General features: G+C 50.0%; 16 protein-coding genes. 12 read left to right on the top strand and 4 right to left on the bottom strand.

Annotation, left to right across the window (positions count from 1 at the left end):
* Positions 1-195: 195 nt before the first annotated feature.
* The 5 genes from NSQ24_RS14900 to NSQ24_RS14880 all read left to right on the top strand — a co-directional run bounded on the left by NSQ24_RS14900 (position 196) and on the right by NSQ24_RS14880 (position 6,850).
* Positions 196-2,154, top strand: coding sequence for a DNA gyrase subunit B (locus NSQ24_RS14900; RefSeq protein ID WP_024984158.1), 1,959 nt, complete (start codon positions 196-198; stop codon positions 2,152-2,154).
* A gap of 2 nt (positions 2,155-2,156) precedes the next feature.
* A complete protein-coding gene (gene parC / locus NSQ24_RS14895) occupies positions 2,157-4,697 on the top strand; it encodes a DNA topoisomerase IV subunit A (RefSeq protein WP_172920493.1) in 2,541 nt (846 codons plus the stop codon).
* Positions 4,698-4,702: 5 nt separating this feature from the next.
* Positions 4,703-5,029 carry a hypothetical protein gene (locus tag NSQ24_RS14890; RefSeq protein WP_024984160.1) on the top strand — a complete coding sequence of 109 codons (327 nt, stop codon included), beginning with the start codon at positions 4,703-4,705 and terminating at the stop codon, positions 5,027-5,029.
* A 149-nt stretch (positions 5,030-5,178) separates the two neighbouring features.
* A complete protein-coding gene (locus NSQ24_RS14885; protein WP_081607691.1) occupies positions 5,179-5,925 on the top strand; it encodes a GntR family transcriptional regulator in 747 nt (248 codons plus the stop codon).
* On the top strand, positions 5,903-6,850 hold the full coding sequence (locus tag NSQ24_RS14880) for an EamA family transporter (RefSeq protein WP_024984162.1): 948 nt from the start codon (positions 5,903-5,905) through the stop codon (positions 6,848-6,850). The genes NSQ24_RS14885 and NSQ24_RS14880 overlap by 23 nt, the downstream gene beginning before the upstream one ends.
* 137 nt (positions 6,851-6,987) lie before the next feature.
* On the opposite strand, the gene NSQ24_RS14875 is transcribed toward NSQ24_RS14880, so the two are convergent.
* The 4 genes from NSQ24_RS14875 to NSQ24_RS14860 form a co-directional block, all read right to left on the bottom strand.
* Positions 6,988-7,431 (bottom strand): hypothetical protein, encoded by a 444-nt coding sequence (locus tag NSQ24_RS14875; protein ID WP_227277621.1) that lies wholly within the window; start codon positions 7,429-7,431, stop codon positions 6,988-6,990.
* Positions 7,432-7,689: 258 nt separating this feature from the next.
* A complete protein-coding gene (locus NSQ24_RS14870) occupies positions 7,690-7,860 on the bottom strand; it encodes a hypothetical protein (protein WP_161785217.1) in 171 nt (56 codons plus the stop codon).
* Between the two features lie 280 nt (positions 7,861-8,140).
* Positions 8,141-8,362, bottom strand: a complete 222-nt coding sequence (locus NSQ24_RS14865) for a hypothetical protein (protein ID WP_232425920.1) — start codon at positions 8,360-8,362, stop codon at positions 8,141-8,143.
* Positions 8,363-9,782: 1,420 nt separating this feature from the next.
* Positions 9,783-10,043 (bottom strand): hypothetical protein, encoded by a 261-nt coding sequence (locus NSQ24_RS14860; RefSeq protein WP_171506740.1) that lies wholly within the window; start codon positions 10,041-10,043, stop codon positions 9,783-9,785.
* A gap of 197 nt (positions 10,044-10,240) precedes the next feature.
* Here NSQ24_RS14860 and NSQ24_RS14855 point away from each other — a divergent pair, with 197 nt between their 5' ends.
* The 7 genes from NSQ24_RS14855 to NSQ24_RS14825 all read left to right on the top strand — a co-directional run bounded on the left by NSQ24_RS14855 (position 10,241) and on the right by NSQ24_RS14825 (position 18,901).
* A complete protein-coding gene (locus NSQ24_RS14855; protein ID WP_003385659.1) occupies positions 10,241-10,444 on the top strand; it encodes a hypothetical protein in 204 nt (67 codons plus the stop codon).
* Positions 10,445-10,640: 196 nt separating this feature from the next.
* Positions 10,641-13,040: an AAA family ATPase gene (locus NSQ24_RS14850; RefSeq protein ID WP_122958325.1), complete on the top strand. Its 2,400-nt coding sequence runs from the start codon at positions 10,641-10,643 to the stop codon at positions 13,038-13,040.
* Between the two features lie 161 nt (positions 13,041-13,201).
* Positions 13,202-14,962, top strand: coding sequence for an ABC transporter substrate-binding protein (locus NSQ24_RS14845; protein ID WP_003385657.1), 1,761 nt, complete (start codon positions 13,202-13,204; stop codon positions 14,960-14,962).
* Positions 14,963-15,042: 80 nt separating this feature from the next.
* On the top strand, positions 15,043-16,008 hold the full coding sequence (locus tag NSQ24_RS14840) for an ABC transporter permease (RefSeq protein WP_003385656.1): 966 nt from the start codon (positions 15,043-15,045) through the stop codon (positions 16,006-16,008).
* A gap of 11 nt (positions 16,009-16,019) precedes the next feature.
* Positions 16,020-16,943 carry an oligopeptide ABC transporter permease gene (gene opp4C, locus NSQ24_RS14835; RefSeq protein ID WP_003385654.1) on the top strand — a complete coding sequence of 308 codons (924 nt, stop codon included), beginning with the start codon at positions 16,020-16,022 and terminating at the stop codon, positions 16,941-16,943.
* A 12-nt stretch (positions 16,944-16,955) separates the two neighbouring features.
* Positions 16,956-17,939 carry an ABC transporter ATP-binding protein gene (locus tag NSQ24_RS14830; RefSeq protein ID WP_003385653.1) on the top strand — a complete coding sequence of 328 codons (984 nt, stop codon included), beginning with the start codon at positions 16,956-16,958 and terminating at the stop codon, positions 17,937-17,939.
* The gene (locus NSQ24_RS14825; protein WP_003385652.1) at positions 17,936-18,901 is read left to right on the top strand and encodes a dipeptide ABC transporter ATP-binding protein; all 966 of its coding nucleotides are present in this window, start codon (positions 17,936-17,938) and stop codon (positions 18,899-18,901) included. Before NSQ24_RS14830 ends, NSQ24_RS14825 begins: the two co-directional genes overlap by 4 nt.
* Positions 18,902-19,002 lie beyond the last annotated feature (101 nt).

Here is a 19,002-nt window from a genome sequence, read left to right as displayed (position 1 = left end):
CACTGGGGATTCGATACATTTTTTTTGATCGGCATATACGCATTCGCAAGTCTTTTTCCGTCCGAAATGGCGGCTAAACATTGAATACAATGGTTTCCATACGGTACAATAGCGATTAAGTGTTCGCTTTTATAACGAGACTTCGCCAGCGACCTTGGCGGAACTGCAGTGAAAGAAGTAGAGGGGAGAAAGCGCTTGAAGGAAACAGATGCACTCCGATATACCGAAGAAGACATTCAGGTTCTAGAAGGATTGATAGCCGTCCGCAAGCGGCCGGGGATGTACATAGGTTCTACGGGCAGTCGCGGTCTTCACCATCTTTTGTGGGAGATCGTTGACAATGCTAAGGATGAGGCGTTAGCCGGATTTAACGATAAAATCATTGTAACTTTACATAAAGACGGAAGTGTCAGCGTGGAAGACCACGGCCGGGGAATTCCGACCGGCATGCACAAGACTGGACGTCCTGCGCCCGAGGTCATTTTCACGACCCTGCACGCCGGCGGAAAATTTGGCGGCGGAGGCTACAAAAAGAGCGGCGGGCTGCATGGCGTAGGCTCCAGTGTGGTTGTGGCGCTGTCGAAATGGCTGGAAGTAGAGATTCACCGCGAGGGCTCGGTGCACAAGCAAAAATTTGCCTATGTCGTGGACGAGGCAGGAAATGAACATGTGGGCAAGCCGGTAACGGATCTCGTTATTACCGGAAAAACAAGACGTACGGGTACGACGGTTCGCTTTTTGCCGGACGAAGCGGTCTTTGGAAACGCTCGCTTTGACTATGAATTGATTCGCGACAGGTTCCGCGAGACTGCCTTTTTGCTGAAGAAACTGAGGATGGTACTGATCGACGAGCGCGGTCCGGAGAAAAAGCAGGAGGAATTTTACTTCGAGGATGGCCTCAAGTCCTATGTCGAATATTTAAACGAAGGCAAGCATACGCTCCATCCGGTCGTTTACTTCGAAGGGGAAAAGGATAACGTCTACGTGGAGCTTGCATTTCAATACAACGACGGCTACACAGAGACCCTCGTCTCGTACGTAAACTCGATTCCGACCACGGATGGCGGTACGCATGTGACAGGCTTCCGCAACGGGACGACCCGGGTATTTAACGAGTTTGCCCGAAAAAAAGGCTACCTGAAGGAAAAGGACGCCAACCTGACAGGGAACGACCTGCGGGAAGGCTTTCTCGGGGTTCTGTCTTTGCAGATGGCTGACGTCCAGTTTGAATCGCAGACGAAAGACAAACTCGGGAACGAAGAAGCGCGGACAATCGTGGAGCAGATCGTCTCGGAAAAGCTGGGCTTTTTCCTGGAAGAAAACCCGGAAGTCGGAAAGCTGCTCGTAGACAAGGCCATTCGTTCGGCAGAAATCAGGGAAGAGCTGCGAAAACAGCGGGAGGCTTTGCGCGGAGACAAAAAGAGCAAAAATACAAAGAAACGCAAGTCCATTTCGGAGAAGTTTGCTCCACCGCAATATAAAGACCCGAAGCGCAATGAATTGTTCCTCGTGGAGGGGGATTCTGCCGGAGGCTCGGCCAAGCAAGCACGGAGCTCCGAATTTCAGGCGATCTTCGGATTGAGGGGAAAACCGCTCAATACAGAGAAAGCCAAGCTTTCCGATGTCCTATCCAACGAGGAATTCCGCACAGTGCTGGAAGTGCTGGAAACGGATATCGGCGAAGACTTTTCGATCGAGAATTGCGCGTTCAACAAAATCATCATCATGTCTGACGCAGACGTCGATGGATCGCATATTCAGACCTTGCTGCTCACTTTCTTTTTCCGCTATATGCAGCCTCTGATTGCAGCCGGGCATCTCTATATCGCCCAGCCGCCTTTGTATCAGGTGAAAAAAGAGGGGCGGGGAAAGGCGGAATCGATATATTGCTGGAGTGATTACGAACTGGAACAAGCCCTCAAAAAGCTTGGCCGCGGTGCAGAAGTGCAGCGCTACAAAGGTTTGGGCGAGATGAATCCGGATCAGCTGTGGGAAACGACGATGAATCCGGAAACGCGCAAACTGATCAGGGTTCAACTGGAAGACCTGGCCCACTGCGAAAAACTGGTGACGGTACTGATGGGCGACAAGGTACCGCCCCGCAGAGAGTGGATTGAAAGCCACGTCACCTTTGAAGTGGGGGAGGATGAATAAGCATGCTGTCCAATCAAATTATCGAACAAAGCTTTGCGGAAATCATGGGAAAACGCTTTGGCGATTATGCCAATCTGGTCATCCTGTCCCGCGCGATCCCCGATGCGCGCGATGGCTTGAAGCCGGTGCAGCGCCGTATTTTGTACGCGATGTACCAAGAGGGAAACACCCATGACAAGCCGTACCGGAAATCGGCGAAAACAGTCGGTTACGTGATGGGGACGTACCATCCGCACGGAGATGCCGCCATTTATGAAACGATGGTCCGCATGGCGCAATGGTGGAAAATGCGCCAGGTGCTGATTCAGGGGCATGGCAACTTCGGCAGCCTCGATGCCGACCCGCCTGCGGCGATGCGTTATACCGAGTCCCGTCTTTCGGCGCTCGCCAACGAAATGCTGCGGGACATCGAGAAAGATACCGTTACCTTCATCCCGAACTACGACAATTCGGCGGAGCAGCCGGCAGTGCTGCCGTCCCGTTTCCCCAATCTGCTTGTGAACGGAGCTTCGGGGATTGCCGTAGGGTTTGCCACGGATATTCCGACACATAATCTCGGCGAAGTGATTGATGCGGCCATTGCTCAAATGAAAAAGCCGGACATCAGTCTGGATGAGCTGATGACCTACGTAAAAGGGCCAGATTTCCCGACAGGGGGAATCGTCCAAGGGATCTCCGGCATTCGCAAGGCTTTTGAAACAGGGCGCGGACAGTTCATCATCCGCGGCAGAACCCATGTCGAGGAGCCAAAGGGAGCCAAGGTGAAGAAAATCGTCATCTCGGAAATTCCTTACGACGTGGTCAAGTCCAAGCTGGTTGCCCAGATCGATGAGCTCGTCATGGAGCGAAAAATCGAAGGGGCTCTTGCCGTCCGGGACGAGACCGGCCGCAAGGAGGCGGAGCAGAAAAAGGTGCGGATCGTCATCGACATCAAGAAGGATGTGGATGAGACACCGATCTTGAACTATCTTTACAAAAACACCGACTTGCAAATTTATTACAACTACAACATGAACGTCATTCACGAAGGCACGATTCGCCAGATGGGATTAAAAGAGCTGCTCGTCGCCTACATCGATCACCAGAAGGAAGTCGTGACCAGGCGTACCCAGTACGACCTCGATCGAAAATCCAAGCGCGAGCACGTGGTGGAAGGCCTGATTCGGGCGAAATCGATCTTGCGGCAGGTCGTGGATACGATCATGGACTCGGAAGATCGGGCCGATGCCAAGAAAAACATCATGGAGAAGTACGGCTTTACCGATCCGCAGGCCGATGCCATTCTAAGCATCCAGCTTGCTTCCTTGACCCGCCTGGACATCGTCAAGCTGGAAAAAGAGCTGGAGACGCTTGCCAAGGAGATTGCCGAGCTGAAATCGATCCTGGAGAGCGAGAAAAAGCTGATCCAGGTAATTACGTCCGAGCTGAACGAGATCAAAAAGAAGTACGCAGATCCACGTTTGACAGAAATACAGGGCGAGATCGAGGAAATCAAGGTGGATATCGCCATGCAGATCAATGCGGAGGATTGCATCGTCACCCTGACCAACGAAGGCTACATCAAGCGGACAAGTCCGCGTTCGTTCAAGTCGATGGGAGGGACGATCGATACGTGTGGAGTGAAGGAAGGAGACCGGGTCCGTTACTTCATCGAGACGAACACGTCCCATACAGCGCTGTTTTTCACGCAGGATGGCAAGTATTTTGCCACGTTGGTGCATGCCATTCCTGACGACAAATGGAAAGACATCGGCACGGCGCTCGTCAACATCATTCCGCTTGAAAAGCATCAGCGCGTAATCGGTTTTGCGATCGTGGAGAACTTCAAGCAGCCGTTGCAAATCGTTCACATGAGCCGCTCGGGTCTCGTGAAGAAAACGGCTTTGAGCGAGTACGAAACGAATCGTTCCGGCGCGCTGGTAGCGGCCAAGCTGAAATCCGAAGAGGATGAGTATGTCGCTGCGTTTGCGGCGGAGGAGAAGGGAGCATTCCTCGTCGTCACGAAAGACGGGATGGGCATCCGCTTCTTGAAGAGCGACGTAAGCCCGACTGGACGGGCTTCCAGCGGTGTCAAGGCGATCACCCTCGCAGCAGGCGATCATGTGGTCGGGGTATTGTCGATCGAAGAGAAAGATCCGCGGGTATTCAGCATTTTGACTGCAGAAGGGACCCTGAAGCGCACCTATTTGGAGAGCATCCCCTTGCAGGGAAGGGCCGGAAAAGGGGTGCAGCTGATCCGCAAACGGAAAACGCATCCCCATATGGTGGTCGCCGTGACTGTCGAAGAGACCCTCTATGCCTTGACAGACAAACAGGAGTGGGTACAGGTACAGGCTGAACAGGTTGGCATCACGGAACAAGGCGGTATTGGCAGGGCCGCAGTCGAAGGAGAAGTCCGCAGCGTCGCATATGAAGCGGTTCTGACTGGCGAAGAGGAGGACGCTTCCTCGAAAGTCAGTGAAGAGCTGCAGGCCGCTCCACGCGGTGAGGAGAAAAAACCGCTGATCCAGCAAAGCTTGTTTGACGACCCAGAAAAGGAATGATCGGAATGGGAGTGCCTTTTGAAGCGTTTGTATCGCAATTGACTCAGCAGCAAGTATCCCTGCTCGCTGATACGGTTCAGTATTTCGCAGATGCGCCCAAGCTCCTGTCCATTCCGGATGAGCAAGGGAATCGGGTAGCCGTGCCGATTTTGCCCGAGACGATGGGCAGCTTGCTGGCGGCTTTTTCAGACGGAACGGAAGCGAAGAAACTGACGTTTGGATTCCGCTGGGAGGATGATGGAGGAGATGGAACTGGCACGCTGGTCATCGCTTTGCCAAACGGTTCTGAGCTCCGTCAGCCGACCGTCCTTTCACAATTTTCACCTGTCTAAAAAAAGCGCAGCTTTCGCGTGAGAACCCCCGACACCGGGGGTTTTTGCATTCCAAGGAGATGTTTTCATGGCGGAAATGTCCTCATGTTCTTGACAATGAAATATATATGCGATATATTTCTGACAAATCAGAAAGAGGGTGTAAGCACATGCCAATCCCGAGAGGATATCAATCACCTGTACGGATGTCTGCAAAAGAAAAAGCATTTCACCAACTCCAGCGCTGGATCATTGATGGAACACTGGAGCCGGGTGAGCAATTATTCGATGCAGAGTTATCGGAAGCGCTGGGAATCAGCCGGACGCCGGTCCGAGAAGCGCTGCAATTGCTCCAGACCCAGGGATTCATCGAGACGTACCCTGGCAGAGAAACCAAAGTCACAACCATAACCAAAGAGGACGTGCCGAAAATATACCCGCCGCTTGCCGCTCTTCAGGCGCTGGCTGCCGAAGAAGCTGCGAGGAAAATAGCGACCGGAGATATCCGCAGGCTGGTCGATGTCAATAACGATTACCGGACTGCGATCGGAGAGGAGCAGCTGTTTCAAGCGATGGAGCATGACGAACAGTTTCATGATTTGATCTTGGAGATTGCGGACAACCCGTACATTACGCAATTTTCATCCATCCTGCAACTCCACGTGCGCCGCTTGAAATACGTATTTCTGCAACAACCCGTGGGGTCCAAAACAGAATCGGTGCTTGAGCATGAACGGATGATCCGCGCGTTTGAGAATCGGGACAGTGAAACGGCTGCAGCAATCATGAGACAAAACTGGCTGCGCCCGATGCAAGAGGTGTATGAGGTGTTGGTACGAGCGGAGCAGGATAGCAGCAGTCAAAAAAGGCGGATCAGCAAAGGGGATAACGGAAGTGAAAACCGAAACAGCCAATAAAGATTGGAGCATATACATTTGGATGTTTACCGTTCCGCTTTTCTGGGGAGGGGCTTTCGGGGCGGCCCAGCACGTCATCACGGAAGTTCCGCCGATAACCGCAGCCGCTTTTCGTTTTGGAACGGCCGGTCTGATTCTCTTTGTCTTTACACTTCTGCGCGGCGAGTGGCAGGTGGCGGAAATGAAAAAACATTGGCTGGGCCTTTTGTTAATGTCAGTCACAGGAGTGTTCGCCTACAATGCGTTGTTTTTTATCGGACTTTCCTATACATCGGCGATTAACGGGTCATTGATTATGGCGAACTCCCCTGTATTGATTACGCTGGGGGCTGTCTTGTTTTTAAAGGAATCGTGGAATAAGAAGCTTGGGATTGGCTTGCTGTTGTCGCTTTCCGGCGTTTTCCTCGTGATTGTCAAGGGCTCGTGGGAAGCGATGACTTCTTTGTCGTTTAATGCAGGTGATTTGTTGTTTCTGTCGGCGCTCCTATGCTGGGCGCTTTACGGCTTGATCGGCAAGGTCGTGATGAAAGGGGTATCGCCGTTATTGACAACTGCGTCGACAACGATGGCAGGCGCGTTTTTTCTCATCGTATGGTCCTTTACAGCGGGCGGCTGGGATCGTGTACCGCACATGTCCGGTCAAGCATGGGGAGAAATGGCTTATATGACGATTTTCGCGACGATTCTCGCCTTTTTTCTCTGGAATCAGGGTATTCACCGTCTCGGAGCCAGCAAAGCCAGCATCTACATGAACCTGGTGCCGATCAATGCTTGTTGGATCGCCGTTCTTTTTTACGGCTCGAGCATGACCTGGGTCCAGTGTATCGGGATCGTCCTGGTCATTGCAGGCGTGTGTACGGTGACACTTGGCAGCGGGAGAAAAGCGACTGATCGGCGAGCAGAACAGATAGTAGGGAGGGGGTGATCTAAGCGGGAAACGAGTTTCAGGGATGGTAAAAAATAAAACAGACTCATATAATAACGTATCACAGTAATTCAATGGAAATGCAAAAAATAAGAGTAGAGGCCTTCATCAGAAAGCCTCAATAACGAAAGGGGGAGTTATGGAGTAGTGACAGAAATGGTTCCAGACGTCTTCCCATATTGGTTGCTATTAAACCGAATGTAGTATTGGCCAATAGGCAATTCTTTCTTGCTTGTGAAACTAAAGGAGCCCTCTCCAGTAATCTCAGCAGTGCCAAAGAAAGTAGAGGTGCCATCAGGATTATCTCTTAATATTCGATAGTACATGATGGGGGTGTAGGATTTATTACTCTGCGTTACATTAACTGTAATATAACCAGGTGTATTAAGATAGAACCATTCGGAGTCGAGAAATCTGGTACCTTTGGTTAGGTTCGTAAAAGTTGCCACTTGTGTTGTTGTCGCAGTAGGGGAAACCGCATCCAAAGACTGTTGGGTACTAGTAGCCAGAGCATGTGAAGGAATGACAAAAGCTGTAGATAGTAATACGAATAAAGCAGCTTGAGCAAATTTTTTCAACACAATAACCTCCTGATTTTTGGTTATGTATAAATATTACCATTCAAACCACTTATTGTAAATCTATTAAAACGGGAATATTCACATTTTTCACGAAAATGGTATAACTATATCGCTGGCAGAACAATGACCAGCTATTAATTCCAATTTCGGGGTTAAGGTGAGGAACGGCTGGCAGCTATGAGTAGAGCTGCCAGCTGCATCATGAGAAAGAGTGAAAGAGTGTTTAAAAAGCCTCCACCTTTAGGTGAAGGCAAGCTATTAATCGGCTGGGTTTTCGTTTTCCGCTGCACGCTCCCCAGGAGCCGAGAACATTTGATTTTGTTCTCGTTCAATTGCAGCAGATTCGTCTGGGGAAGTGCTTTGAATGGCTTCAGATGCTTGATTAATGGTCATAGCTGCAGGTGTTTCTCGTTCATCTCGTTTTACCATGAATTGGTCACCTCCTCAATACCATTAATGTGCACAGGTGTGTGGAGGAGTATCCAAACGGCGGCATCGATCGATCAAGAAAAGCTGGAAAACCTTTATGGGGCGGGCAAGCACAATTTTGAGTGGGATTTCTTTTATCGTCCATACTCTGCTGCGGCGGAAAATATGGGGAGAGAGGATCTAGTTTGTGAAAGGTCTCGGGTTTTTCTCGTACGCGATAGCCTGAATGGAGGGAGAAAAAAGTGGTGCCAGCGACCAACCTGGATCGGAGGGTAACAGCCTACTGTGGATAACGCTTCCCATGATCTCCAAACAGCTCCCGAACAGCGTTGTAATCTCTCATATGCATATCACTGAATACAATCGCCACTTCACCAGGTGCCAACTGCAATCGAACGGAAGGCTGTTCAATACGAAAAGGCAGTTCCATGGCAATCAAAGCTTCTTTCAAAAAGGCAACGTCACCCCAAGGGACCGGATAGTAAAATGATTTTTCCAACACAATCACTCCTCTAGTACAGAGTACACGAGTGAGCGAACAGAAAAAAGCCGGGAATAGAATCTCAATTACGTTCCATTGACTCTTTTCCATCATGGTGACTCTGTACATGAGGTTTAGCATGTTTGAAGCTATATAAAGGTCGTATCAAGAGTTGGGAAGCTATTAAAGATAAGAAATACGTAATAGATGGATCAGAGGTTGTTAAAGCATTGGTGACGATCCAGTACAAAAAAATAGAGCAAGAAAGGGTAAAGAACAAGTATTCAAGTTTCATGGTTGCCCCCTTTATGGATGTAGTCTTTAATCTTTTCAAACTGCTGATGTAGCAAAAAAGGATTCGTATAAGGATATTTCAGCGGACTTATTACAATGAAGTCATACATGTGCTATGAAGGACACGGTTTACGTACATTATTCGTTTGCCCCTAATGATGTCGTCACAGACATGCTTGTTCGAACAATCTCTATAGTTCCTTAGCAAGTCCCCAAATAAAAGATGCCAACAAGATTGCGAAAATAACAGTTATGGTTACAAAAACAAGTTTGGTCTTAATATAGGAGCTTATAAGCAGGCTACATAATGCTATCCCGATATTTTCACGGTTATATCGAGTAAGCCTGTATTTGTTGAGTCTGTATAGTAAGACGGCAAGCATAAAGCTAACCAACAAGGGTGGAAAAACATCCATAAAATCATCCTTTAACTCAAGATCATTTCGACCAAATTATACCATGTATAGACGATGCCCTTACTCTGAAGCATGCGCATTCTTTCGACAGTATCACTGTATCTGATTAACGGCAGAATACTTGAGGTAACAGGGGGCTGCACCGACGAATAGCCTCTATAAACACAACATTAGTTATTGTTTGTTTTTCCTAACACAAATGAAGCACAGACAGCAATTACAGCTTAAAGATACAAAATCGAAAAGACAATTGCTCGCATGAAAGAAAACTGAGGTGAATCATTAAAAATAGAAACAGTTAACCCCACAACGATAAATCCTGCTAGATAAACACCCAAGCCTATCAGTATACGTCTCAACATTTATATCGCCCCTGATATGTTTTATCTATCCAAATATTAACATATGCCATTTGGTTAGTATACATATACATGATCGACTGAAGGAGCGAAATACGAGTTGTCACGTATGTGCTGAATGATGCTTGTTATCTGCGCCGAGCATAGTTATGCACTCCATGAACGATCGGGTATTCCGTAGCCTCTGTTGAGGACAGAAAGCTATCCCTTATCCAGCTAAGGCATGAAGGATCATTTCGATATACGGCCTGCGGGCAGTGCAATGACAGTGGGATATTAGGGAAGCGGGATTTAGTTCCATTGGCTGTACTTGGGTAGGGAATAAAATAAAAAAGGATAGCAAAAGGCTACCCAAATATTCGTAAGTCGTTTTCACGCTTCTCCCATGCCAAATCCCAATAAAAGAAGAAAAATAATTGAACCCAATGCAAATACGTTTAATAAGATGAGTACCCACTTTAGCAAGCCTCCATCACTTATAGCTCCAAAAATGACGCCTAACAACGGAAGCAAAATCACTGAAACCAAGAAAAATTTGCCCATTGAAGGAGAAAGCATACCATTTGATAATAAACAAAACAAAATGGCGAAGGCTCCCAAACATACAATTGACCATATCGTAAAGTTCCTCACAGCACCCTCCTTACTCTATGTTGTTACCTTATTGTAGTCCTGTATAAAGCACCAAATTTCTTTGGTACCCTCCAAGACTGTGAGTGGCGTTGTTGACTAATCCTACCTTTGGAAATATTTTGCCTGTTGCAAATAAAGGTGGAAACGACATGATGGAAATCGAATCGTGACACACTATAGCAGGAGGTGTGCCGACAATGGAACAATGTATAGAAGTGAACGGAAGGGAATACCAGTTTGCCGCTACATATGACGGAGACGCCCAGTACAATGTTCAGGTGCTGAGCGGAGACAAGCTGATCACGATGTTTAAAATCGCTGCGGATTCCGAGGAGGATGTATTTAAAGCGGCAAAAGCCCATTTCCAGGCTGACGTGGAACTGGGTCATATCGATGTATAGCGTCAAGGTAAAAATGACTGGCAGCCGCTCTTCGTGAGTCAGGCTGTCTTTCTCTGTTTCCACGACCTGTATCAGTACAATTCAGCAGACAATATCAAGGAATAAAGCCTTCCAAAGGTTCCTGTTCTTTTCACTTTGCTCAAAATATGATACAACAGGAGGTGAAACTGATTGTACGGATGGGAGAGGACCTTCGATGCAGCAACAGAACGTACCGGACAGTCTGAAACAAATATGGATGTGGCGGGACCAACCTCATGATACAAAAGAAGTGACAGAGGGTGAGCTTCTGTCCGCGCTGCAATTGGTCGAGGATTTGCGAAAAAACGGTCAATTTGCTCGTACCAGCGAAGCGGAAGCGGTCGTTCTGACATTGCTTGCCTCCAAGCGAATGAAAAAGCCGGGAGGCCATACGCTGGCGGCGGAGTGGCTGGACAGAGCGATCTCGCTGGATCCCTCCTTTGAATTGGCTCTGAAATGCCGTCTTCGGCTGTACGAGCTGCAACTGAAAGAACATCGGTTTCAGCAAGGCTATCCATCTGTGCGCGAGACTGATAACGCTGTCAGCCGACGCAAAAACTTGGAAATTCTCCAGGAAGCAGGCCGAGCAGAGCTGGTGGAGCTGGACGGGTGGCGCAAACTGGCGGCTGAAGCCGGGGAAGCTGCAAGACGGGTCGGGGAAAGCGAAACGGCTGAGAGATTGGCCGTACTAGGGGCTTTGTACGCAGAAAGAAAGCGGCTGCTAGAGGTAATGCTGGAGCGTGCAGAGGAGTACGCTGCTTCCCTGCGCGGGCTGTTTTATTCCGGTGAATCACTTGCGTCTCTGCAGGAAGCGATACGGGCATTGGCTGCTCAGAACGAAAAGAGGGCGGCACTGTTTGATACAAATAACGAGGCTGATGCCGCTGACGAGCCGGTAGGGAAACTTTCTGCGCTGGAAGAGCTGGAAGCTTTGATCGGTTTGCAGGAAATCAAGGATCGGGTCCGCTCGCTGGCAAACTTTCTCCGCTATCGCCAAATGCGGGAGGAGAAAGGTTGGCATATGCGGGACCAAATTCCGCTCCACCTCGTTTTCATGGGCAATCCGGGAACGGGGAAAACGACTTTGGCCAGACTCATCGCCAGACTTTATCACGAGCTTGGCTTGCTGGAGCGCGAAGACGTCGTCGAGGTGGACCGCTCTCATTTGGTGGGGGCATACGTGGGACAGACAGAGCAGAAGGTGATGGATGCCGTAAAACGGGCGGAGGGCGGCGTCTTGTTTATTGATGAAGCTTACAGCCTGAAGCGGCCGGACAGCTCCGGCAGCGATTACGGGCAGGCAGCCATCGATACGCTGGTTGCAGCGATGACCGGCGGCGAGTACGCAGGCCGTTTTGTCGTCATGATGGCCGGCTATCCCGAGGAAATGCGGCAGTTTCTGTACGCTAATCCCGGACTCCGCAGCCGCTTTCCGGAAACAGGACATTTTCTTCTTCCCGATTACAGTACGGAAGAGCTTCTGCTCATTGCCGAGCAAGTCGCGAGCCGCAATGATTTTACGCTGACAACAGAAACTCGCACTGCTCTCCGGGAGCGTATCGAACAGGCTCAGGTAGACCATACCTTTGGCAATGCCCGTACGGTTCAAAACATTGTTCTGGACGCCATTTTTGCCAAAGGACGAGAGGTGGATGGTGAAAAAGAGCTGGATTGGCATGATTTTACCATTCTCAGCCAGGAGGATGTTCTGCCCAAGCGGGGCGAGCAGAAGTCTGATAGTGCCTGGGAAAAGCTATCCAATTTGATCGGCTTGGAGCAAGTAAAGGCGGAGCTGTTGAAGATTTCATCGTTTGTGGACGTTCAGCGCAAGCGCAGTGCGATCGGGCTGCCTGCCTTGCCTATTGAACTCCACGCGGTATTCACGGGGAACCCGGGAACCGGAAAAACGACGGTTGCGGCCTTGTATGCCGAAAGGTTGAAAGAAATCGGCTACTTGAAACGCGGACATCTGGTTACAGTTGGCAGGGCTGATCTGGTTGCCGGATATGTAGGCCAGACGGCGGCATTGACCAGGAGGAAGGTCCGCGAAGCGTTGGGCGGTGTCCTGTTTATCGATGAGGCTTACGCTTTGGCCGAAGGAAGCGAAACGGATTTTGGCCATGAAGCGATCCATACGTTAGTGGAGGAAATGACCAGACACCAAGAAAATCTGGTGGTCATTCTCGCAGGCTATCCTCTGGAAATGCAGCGATTTATGGCAAGCAACCCGGGACTTTACTCGCGTTTCAAAAAGTACATTCCGTTCCCGGATTACACTACGGATGAATTGGTGCAAATGCTCCGGCTGGCGGTATATCAAAGGGGCTATCTGGTTCACGACAAAACGGTGGAAACGATCCGGACTTATTTGGAGCGGGCAGCCGCAAGCCATCAGCTGCACGGGAACGGCAGGCTCGTCCAAAATCTCGTTCAGGAAGCGATGCAAAATCAAGCGGTAAGATTAACGAGCAAGCAGGCAGCGGAATGGACACGCGATACGCTGAGCATGCTGGAATGGGAAGACTTTGCCCCGTTGTTTTTAGCGACAGGGGATGCAAACGAAAACATAGAGTGATTCATTGCGAGGGACTTTCGTCTCTCTTTTTTTTCTATTTTTAGCCCCAAAGGACACATTTCTACAAGACATATTTTTATCAACAAGAATATCCTTTCTGATTTCCAGATTATAGCTTATAATGGAAATGTTATGAGAAAATTCAAAAAGGGGGAAATTAAGTGAAGAAAAGGTCTTTTTCTCTATTCTTGTGCTCCCTGCTTACCGGGGCACTGCTTCTGTCCGCTTGCACCCAGCCTGCAGCACAGCCGACGGAACAAAATCAGCAGCAACCGAACCAATCAGAGCAAAACCAGCAAGAGCAAACGAAAGCCGGTGAAAAGAAAGAGCTGGGCTATATCAAGGCGACAGATCCTTCGAAAGTGCCGGATTCTGCGAAGCAGCGCACAGATACGATGGTGCTCGGCATCACAGACCCGCAAGGCATTTTCAACTACTGGTTTTACAACACAGTCTATGACCGGTATGTGATTGAAGCAGTAACCGAACGATTGCTGTCGGTAGCAAAAGATGCCACTGTGATTCCGGGACTTGCGGAAAAATGGGAGATTTCCGACGACGGATTGACATATACGTTCCATATCGACAAACGAGCAAAATTCTCCGACGGCAAGCCCGTAACGGCAGAGGATGTCGCGTTCGCCTATCACGTCCTGTTGGACCCCAAATACGACGGCAGGTCGAACCTGTCAAAGGCCAAAATCAAAGGCGAAGACGCATACAAAAATGGAAACGCAACCAGCCTCGAGGGCGTAAAAGTAATTGATCCACAGACGATTCAAGTTCAGGTGGAAGAAGCAAACGCAACGACTTTGCTGTTGCTCGGCACTGAGATTTTTGTCCTGCCCAAGCACTATTACGGAAAAGATTTCGCCAAAGGAAATCTGGAGTATATCAAGAGCTTGCATCAGAAGCCTATGGGCAGCGGGCCATATATTCTGAAGGAGTTTATCCCTGGACAGGAAGTCCGTCTCGTAGCGAATGAAAACTACTGGAAGGGCGCTCCGAAAGTCAAAAATCTGATCTTCAAGTCAACGACGGCGGAAACGCAGATTCAAAGCCTGAAAACGGGTGCAACCGACTTTGACGCCTCGATTTCCGTAAATGCAGACAACGTTGAAGCATTGAAGGAACTGGGATTTGTCGATCTTGACATGCTCCTGAACAATGGATATGGCTATATTGCGATCAATCACAAGCTGCCGAAGTTCCAGGACAAACGCGTCAGACAAGCACTGATGTACGGATTGAACCGCGAAGAAGTGGTGTACGCGTATTCGCAAGGGTATGCAGAAGTCATTGACGTGCCGCAATCCAAGCTTTCGTGGGGTTATCCGGACGAGTCCAAGCTGACGAAGTACAGCTACGATCCGGAAAAAGCGAAACAGCTCCTCGATGAGGCAGGCTGGAAGCTGGAGAGCGACGGCTACCGTTACAAGGACGGCCAAAAGTTCACGATCCAGTTCTCCGCATCGACTCCAAATGAAGTGAATGATGCCCTGATTCCGATTGCGGTAGAGAACTACAAGGAACTGGGGATTGAATTTATCGCCGAACAACTGGAATTCAACGCTGTCATCGACAAACGCAACAAGGGAGAGCACGAAATGGCGTTCCTGGCCGTTGGACTTTCCACAGACCCTGATCCGTACGGCTTGTTCCACTCCAAAGGCGGATCGAATAAAGACGCCTACTCCAACCCCAAAGTGGATGAACTGCTTGAGGCTGGTCTGAAAGAATTTGACCAGGCCAAGCGCAAAGCGATTTACCAGGAAGCATACGAGATCATCAATGACGATATTCCGGTGCTCTTTATGTACCAACGCTACAATTTGAATACGATCAGCTCCAGACTTTCCGGCTTTGTGATTTCTCCTTATAAATACTTCTCAGAGTCACTAAACGAAGTTCAAATTAACTAAAAATATTTGATAATTTCACCAATTCGCAATATGCTCGGCGCTATGCTGAGCATATTGCTTGCATAAGAGGGGAGGAAATCATGAAGCAGCTCCTTATCCGCAGACTTATCCAAAGCATCCCGACCCTGATCGGCGCCTCTATTCTCGTCTTTCTCGTCTTTACCTTGGCACCTGGCGACTTTGTCACCCAGATGTCGGCTGACGCCAATATGACCCAGGAGCGGCTCGATGAGATACGCGCCCTGCACGGGCTTGACCAACCTCTCTACAAGCAGTATCTCACCTGGATGGGCAATCTGCTCACGGGAAATTTTGGCGAATCTGTCCTGCATCGCCAGCCCGTGACGAGCGTGATAAACACATTTATGTGGAATTCCTTTCTGATTGCCATCATCGTTCTGGTGCTGCAATGGATCATTGCATCCATCGTCGGCATTATGGCCGCGCTGAGACAATATTCGATTTACGATTCTGCAGTCACGCTGATTGTTTTTATGGCGATGTCTTTTCCATCCTTCTTTTTGGGATTGCTTATGCTGAAGTTCTTCGCCGTCGATTATCAGATATTCCCGCTGGGCGGCATGCGGTCGACAGGGAGCACCCTTACCGGCTGGGCCGATTTTTGGGACGTGATGAAACATCTGGCATTGCCGGTCATTGTTTTGACCTTGCTGAATATCGGCTCGCTGACCAGATACTTTCGGACCAATATGCTGGAAGTCATCAGGCAGGATTACGTTCGTACAGCCCGAGCCAAGGGATTGAAGGAGCGCGTCGTCATTTTCAAACACGCGCTGCGAAATGCATTGCTGCCTTTGATTACCCTGTTTGCCCTCGAAATTCCCGGTTTATTTTCCGGGGCGATCATTACCGAACGCATCTTTAACTGGCCAGGCATCGGCCGGGTTGTGCTGGACGGAATCTTCCAAAGGGATTACCCGCTCTTGATGGGCTTTACGATGCTGCTGGTTGTACTGACGATCGTTGCCAATATCCTGGCTGATCTGATGTACGGCGTAGCAGACCCGCGGGTCCGGAACAGGTAGGGGGGATAGAGATGAGCCACAATATTGCTGACGTCCAAGTCGAACTCAAAGCCAAAAAGATCAAACCCGATTCCCCGTGGCGCAGTGCCTTCCGCCGTCTGTTCAAAAACAAGATGGCTTTGGCCGGGATGATTGTCCTTACGCTGATGTTTCTGTTTTCGTTTATCGGTCCCTATTTTTCTTCTCATCTGGACGCGAAGATTTCGGTCAGAAACGCCAATCTTCCGCCGAACGAAACTCATTGGCTCGGGACGGACAAGCTCGGCCGGGATGTGCTTTTGAGGACAATGGAAGCTGGAAGAGTATCCTTGCTGGTGGGGATCGTCGCCGCTTCGATCATCGTCTTGGTCGGCGGGACGCTGGGAGCCATTGCGGGCTATTACGGCCGTTTTGTCGATTCGGTGATCATGCGCCTGGCAGACATTCTTTATGCGATTCCCACGCTGCCCATTCTCGTGGCGCTTGGCGCTATTCTGTCTGATTTGAAGTTTCCGCCGGACAAGCGGATTTATCTGGTCATGTTCATCGTCGGAATGATCGCCTGGATGAGTCTTTCGCGTCTCGTCAGAAGCCAGGTACTCAGCTTGAAGGAGCAGGAATTCATGCTGGCCAACGAAGTGCTCGGGCTGAGGGACAGACGGAAAATTTTCAGGCATTTGCTGCCCAATACGGTACCCATCATCATCGTTGCGGCGACGCTGGGTGTAGCAAACTCGATCCTTCTCGAATCTACGCTTAGCTTTCTCGGTCTTGGCGTAGTACCGCCTACCCCGTCCTGGGGACAGATGATCTCGGCAGCAAACAATATGATTGACTTCCAGAACAGGCCCTGGCTCTGGGTTCCGCCTGGGGTGTGCATATTGCTTACCGTCGTTTCGATCAACTTCATCGGTGACGGATTGAGGGACGCCTTTGATCCCAAACAGAAAAGGTAGGAGAAGCTGCATATGTCGAGTACACTTGTTGAATTTCGCAATTTGAAAACGTATTTCTACACAGAAGCCGGTGTCGTACAAGCTGTGAATGACGTCAGCTTTTCCATCCGAGCTGGAGAGACGGTTTGCATCGTCGGTGAATCCGGGTGCGGAAAAAGCATCACCGCCATGTCATTGATGCGGTTGATCGCTTCCCCTCCAGGGAAGATCGTGGGCGGAGAAATCTTGTTTGAAGGCCGGGACCTCCTGAAGATCAAGGAAAGCGAAATGAGAATGATCCGCGGCAATGAGATCGCCATGATTTTTCAGGAGCCGATGACGTCGCTGAATCCGGTTCTGACAGTAGGGGACCAGATCATGGAACCGCTGATCGAGCATACGCTTCTATCCAAAAGCGAGGCCCGGAAAAAAGCGATCCAGCTCATCGAACAGGTGGGAATTCCCCGTGCCGACCAGATTATTGACAGCTATCCGCATGAACTGAGCGGGGGGATGAGGCAGCGCATCATGATCGCAATCTCTCTTAGCTGCGATCCGAAGCTGCTGATTGCCGACGAGCCGACGACAGCCTTGGACGTCACGATCCAGGCGCAAATTCTCGATTTGCTCCGGCAATTGAAAAAGGACCGGAACATGTCGCTCATGCTCATCACCCACGATCTTGGAGTTGTTGCGGAAATGGCCGATTACGTGGTTGTGATGTACGCGGGCAAGGTCATCGAGGAAGGGCCGGTAAAGGAGATTTTCAAGAATCCGCGTCATCCTTATACAAAAGGCTTGTTGCTCGCCAAACCGGTAATCGGACAAAGAAAAGAGCGCTTGTTCACGATCCCGGGCCAGGTCCCCAATCCGATCGGTCTGGGTGAAAATTGCCACTACAGCGACCGCTGCGAACATGCGATGGACATTTGCCGTGCAAGTCAGCCTGCCTTACAGAAGGATGGGGCTGACAGCAAAGTGGCTTGCTGGCTGTACGAAGGTGAGGGATCGAAATGAGCGATGTCATCCTGGAAGTGAAAGACTTGAAAAAGTATTTCCCGATTCGCTCCGGAGTGTTTCAGCGGACGATCGGGCACGTAAAAGCGGTTGACCAGATCAGTTTTACCATGAAAAGAGGAGAAACCTTGGGGCTTGTCGGTGAGTCCGGTTGCGGAAAAAGCACAGCCGGCCGGACGATTATCAGGCTGTACGACAAGACCGAGGGCCATGTTCTGTATAATGGTCGGGATATCCATCAGCTGCCCCCTAAAGAGCTGCGCAAGTTGCGACCCAAGATGCAATATGTGTTCCAAGACCCGTTCAGCTCGTTAAATCCACGGGTGAAAGTCGGGGAGGCGATCGGCGAGGCTGTCGTCGATCACGGGCTGTGCTCGAAGGCAGAAATTCGCGAGAAGGTGTTGGAGGTGCTGAATATTTGCGGCTTGGCACCGTACCACTACGACCGCTACCCGCATGAATTTTCCGGCGGGCAAAGACAACGGATCGGGATTGCCAGAGCGCTCATCCTGCAGCCGGACTTTATTGTGCTGGACGAGCCGGTTTCTGCTCTCGACGTGTCGATTCAAGCGCAAATCATTAATTTGCTCTCTGATTTGCAGCAGCAGCAAAACCTGACCTACCTGTTTATTTCTCACGATTTAAGCGTGGTAGAGCACATCTGCTCATCGGTGGCCGTCATGTATCTGGGCTCGATAGTGGAGATGGCGCCTCGCGACGAGCTGTTCAAAAATCCTCTCCACCCCTATACCAAAGCGCTGCTGTCGGCTGTACCGATTCCAGACCCTACGATAACGAGAGAGCGAATCTTTCTAAAAGGAGATATTCCAAGCCCGGCTAATCCTCCACAAGGCTGCAAGTTTCATACCCGTTGTCCGGTTGCTGCGGATAGGTGCAGGACGGAAGTGCCGGTTTACCGCGAAGTCGGCCCGGAGCATCATGTGGCATGTCATTTGGTATAACCGAGCGAGACTCGCAGTCTTTTTGAGTCTTTCTGCACGCCCACGGTGAAAAGAAAGCAGGAAGCGCACGATCCAGCAGGGATTGCTGCGCTTTTTTGTCC

Source organism: Brevibacillus sp. FSL L8-0520 (assembly GCF_037963895.1).
GTDB lineage: Bacteria > Bacillota > Bacilli > Brevibacillales > Brevibacillaceae > Brevibacillus > Brevibacillus borstelensis.
The sequence above is the reverse complement of the archived record's forward strand: the minus strand, read 5'-3'. Positions and strand labels throughout refer to the sequence as shown.

What these genes read in the sequence shown, in the direction of transcription:
- parC (WP_172920493.1), top strand. Translation starts at nt 2,157, where the DNA reads ATGCTGTCCAATCAAATTATCGAACAAAGCTTTGCGGAAATCATGGGA.
- NSQ24_RS14890 (WP_024984160.1), top strand. Translation starts at nt 4,703, where the DNA reads ATGGGAGTGCCTTTTGAAGCGTTTGTATCGCAATTGACTCAGCAGCAA.
- NSQ24_RS14885 (WP_081607691.1), top strand. Translation starts at nt 5,179, where the DNA reads ATGCCAATCCCGAGAGGATATCAATCACCTGTACGGATGTCTGCAAAA.
- NSQ24_RS14870 (WP_161785217.1), bottom strand. Translation starts at nt 7,860, where the DNA reads ATGGTAAAACGAGATGAACGAGAAACACCTGCAGCTATGACCATTAAT.
- NSQ24_RS14855 (WP_003385659.1), top strand. Translation starts at nt 10,241, where the DNA reads ATGGAACAATGTATAGAAGTGAACGGAAGGGAATACCAGTTTGCCGCT.
- NSQ24_RS14850 (WP_122958325.1), top strand. Translation starts at nt 10,641, where the DNA reads ATGCAGCAACAGAACGTACCGGACAGTCTGAAACAAATATGGATGTGG.
- NSQ24_RS14840 (WP_003385656.1), top strand. Translation starts at nt 15,043, where the DNA reads ATGAAGCAGCTCCTTATCCGCAGACTTATCCAAAGCATCCCGACCCTG.
- opp4C (WP_003385654.1), top strand. Translation starts at nt 16,020, where the DNA reads ATGAGCCACAATATTGCTGACGTCCAAGTCGAACTCAAAGCCAAAAAG.
- NSQ24_RS14830 (WP_003385653.1), top strand. Translation starts at nt 16,956, where the DNA reads ATGTCGAGTACACTTGTTGAATTTCGCAATTTGAAAACGTATTTCTAC.
- NSQ24_RS14825 (WP_003385652.1), top strand. Translation starts at nt 17,936, where the DNA reads ATGAGCGATGTCATCCTGGAAGTGAAAGACTTGAAAAAGTATTTCCCG.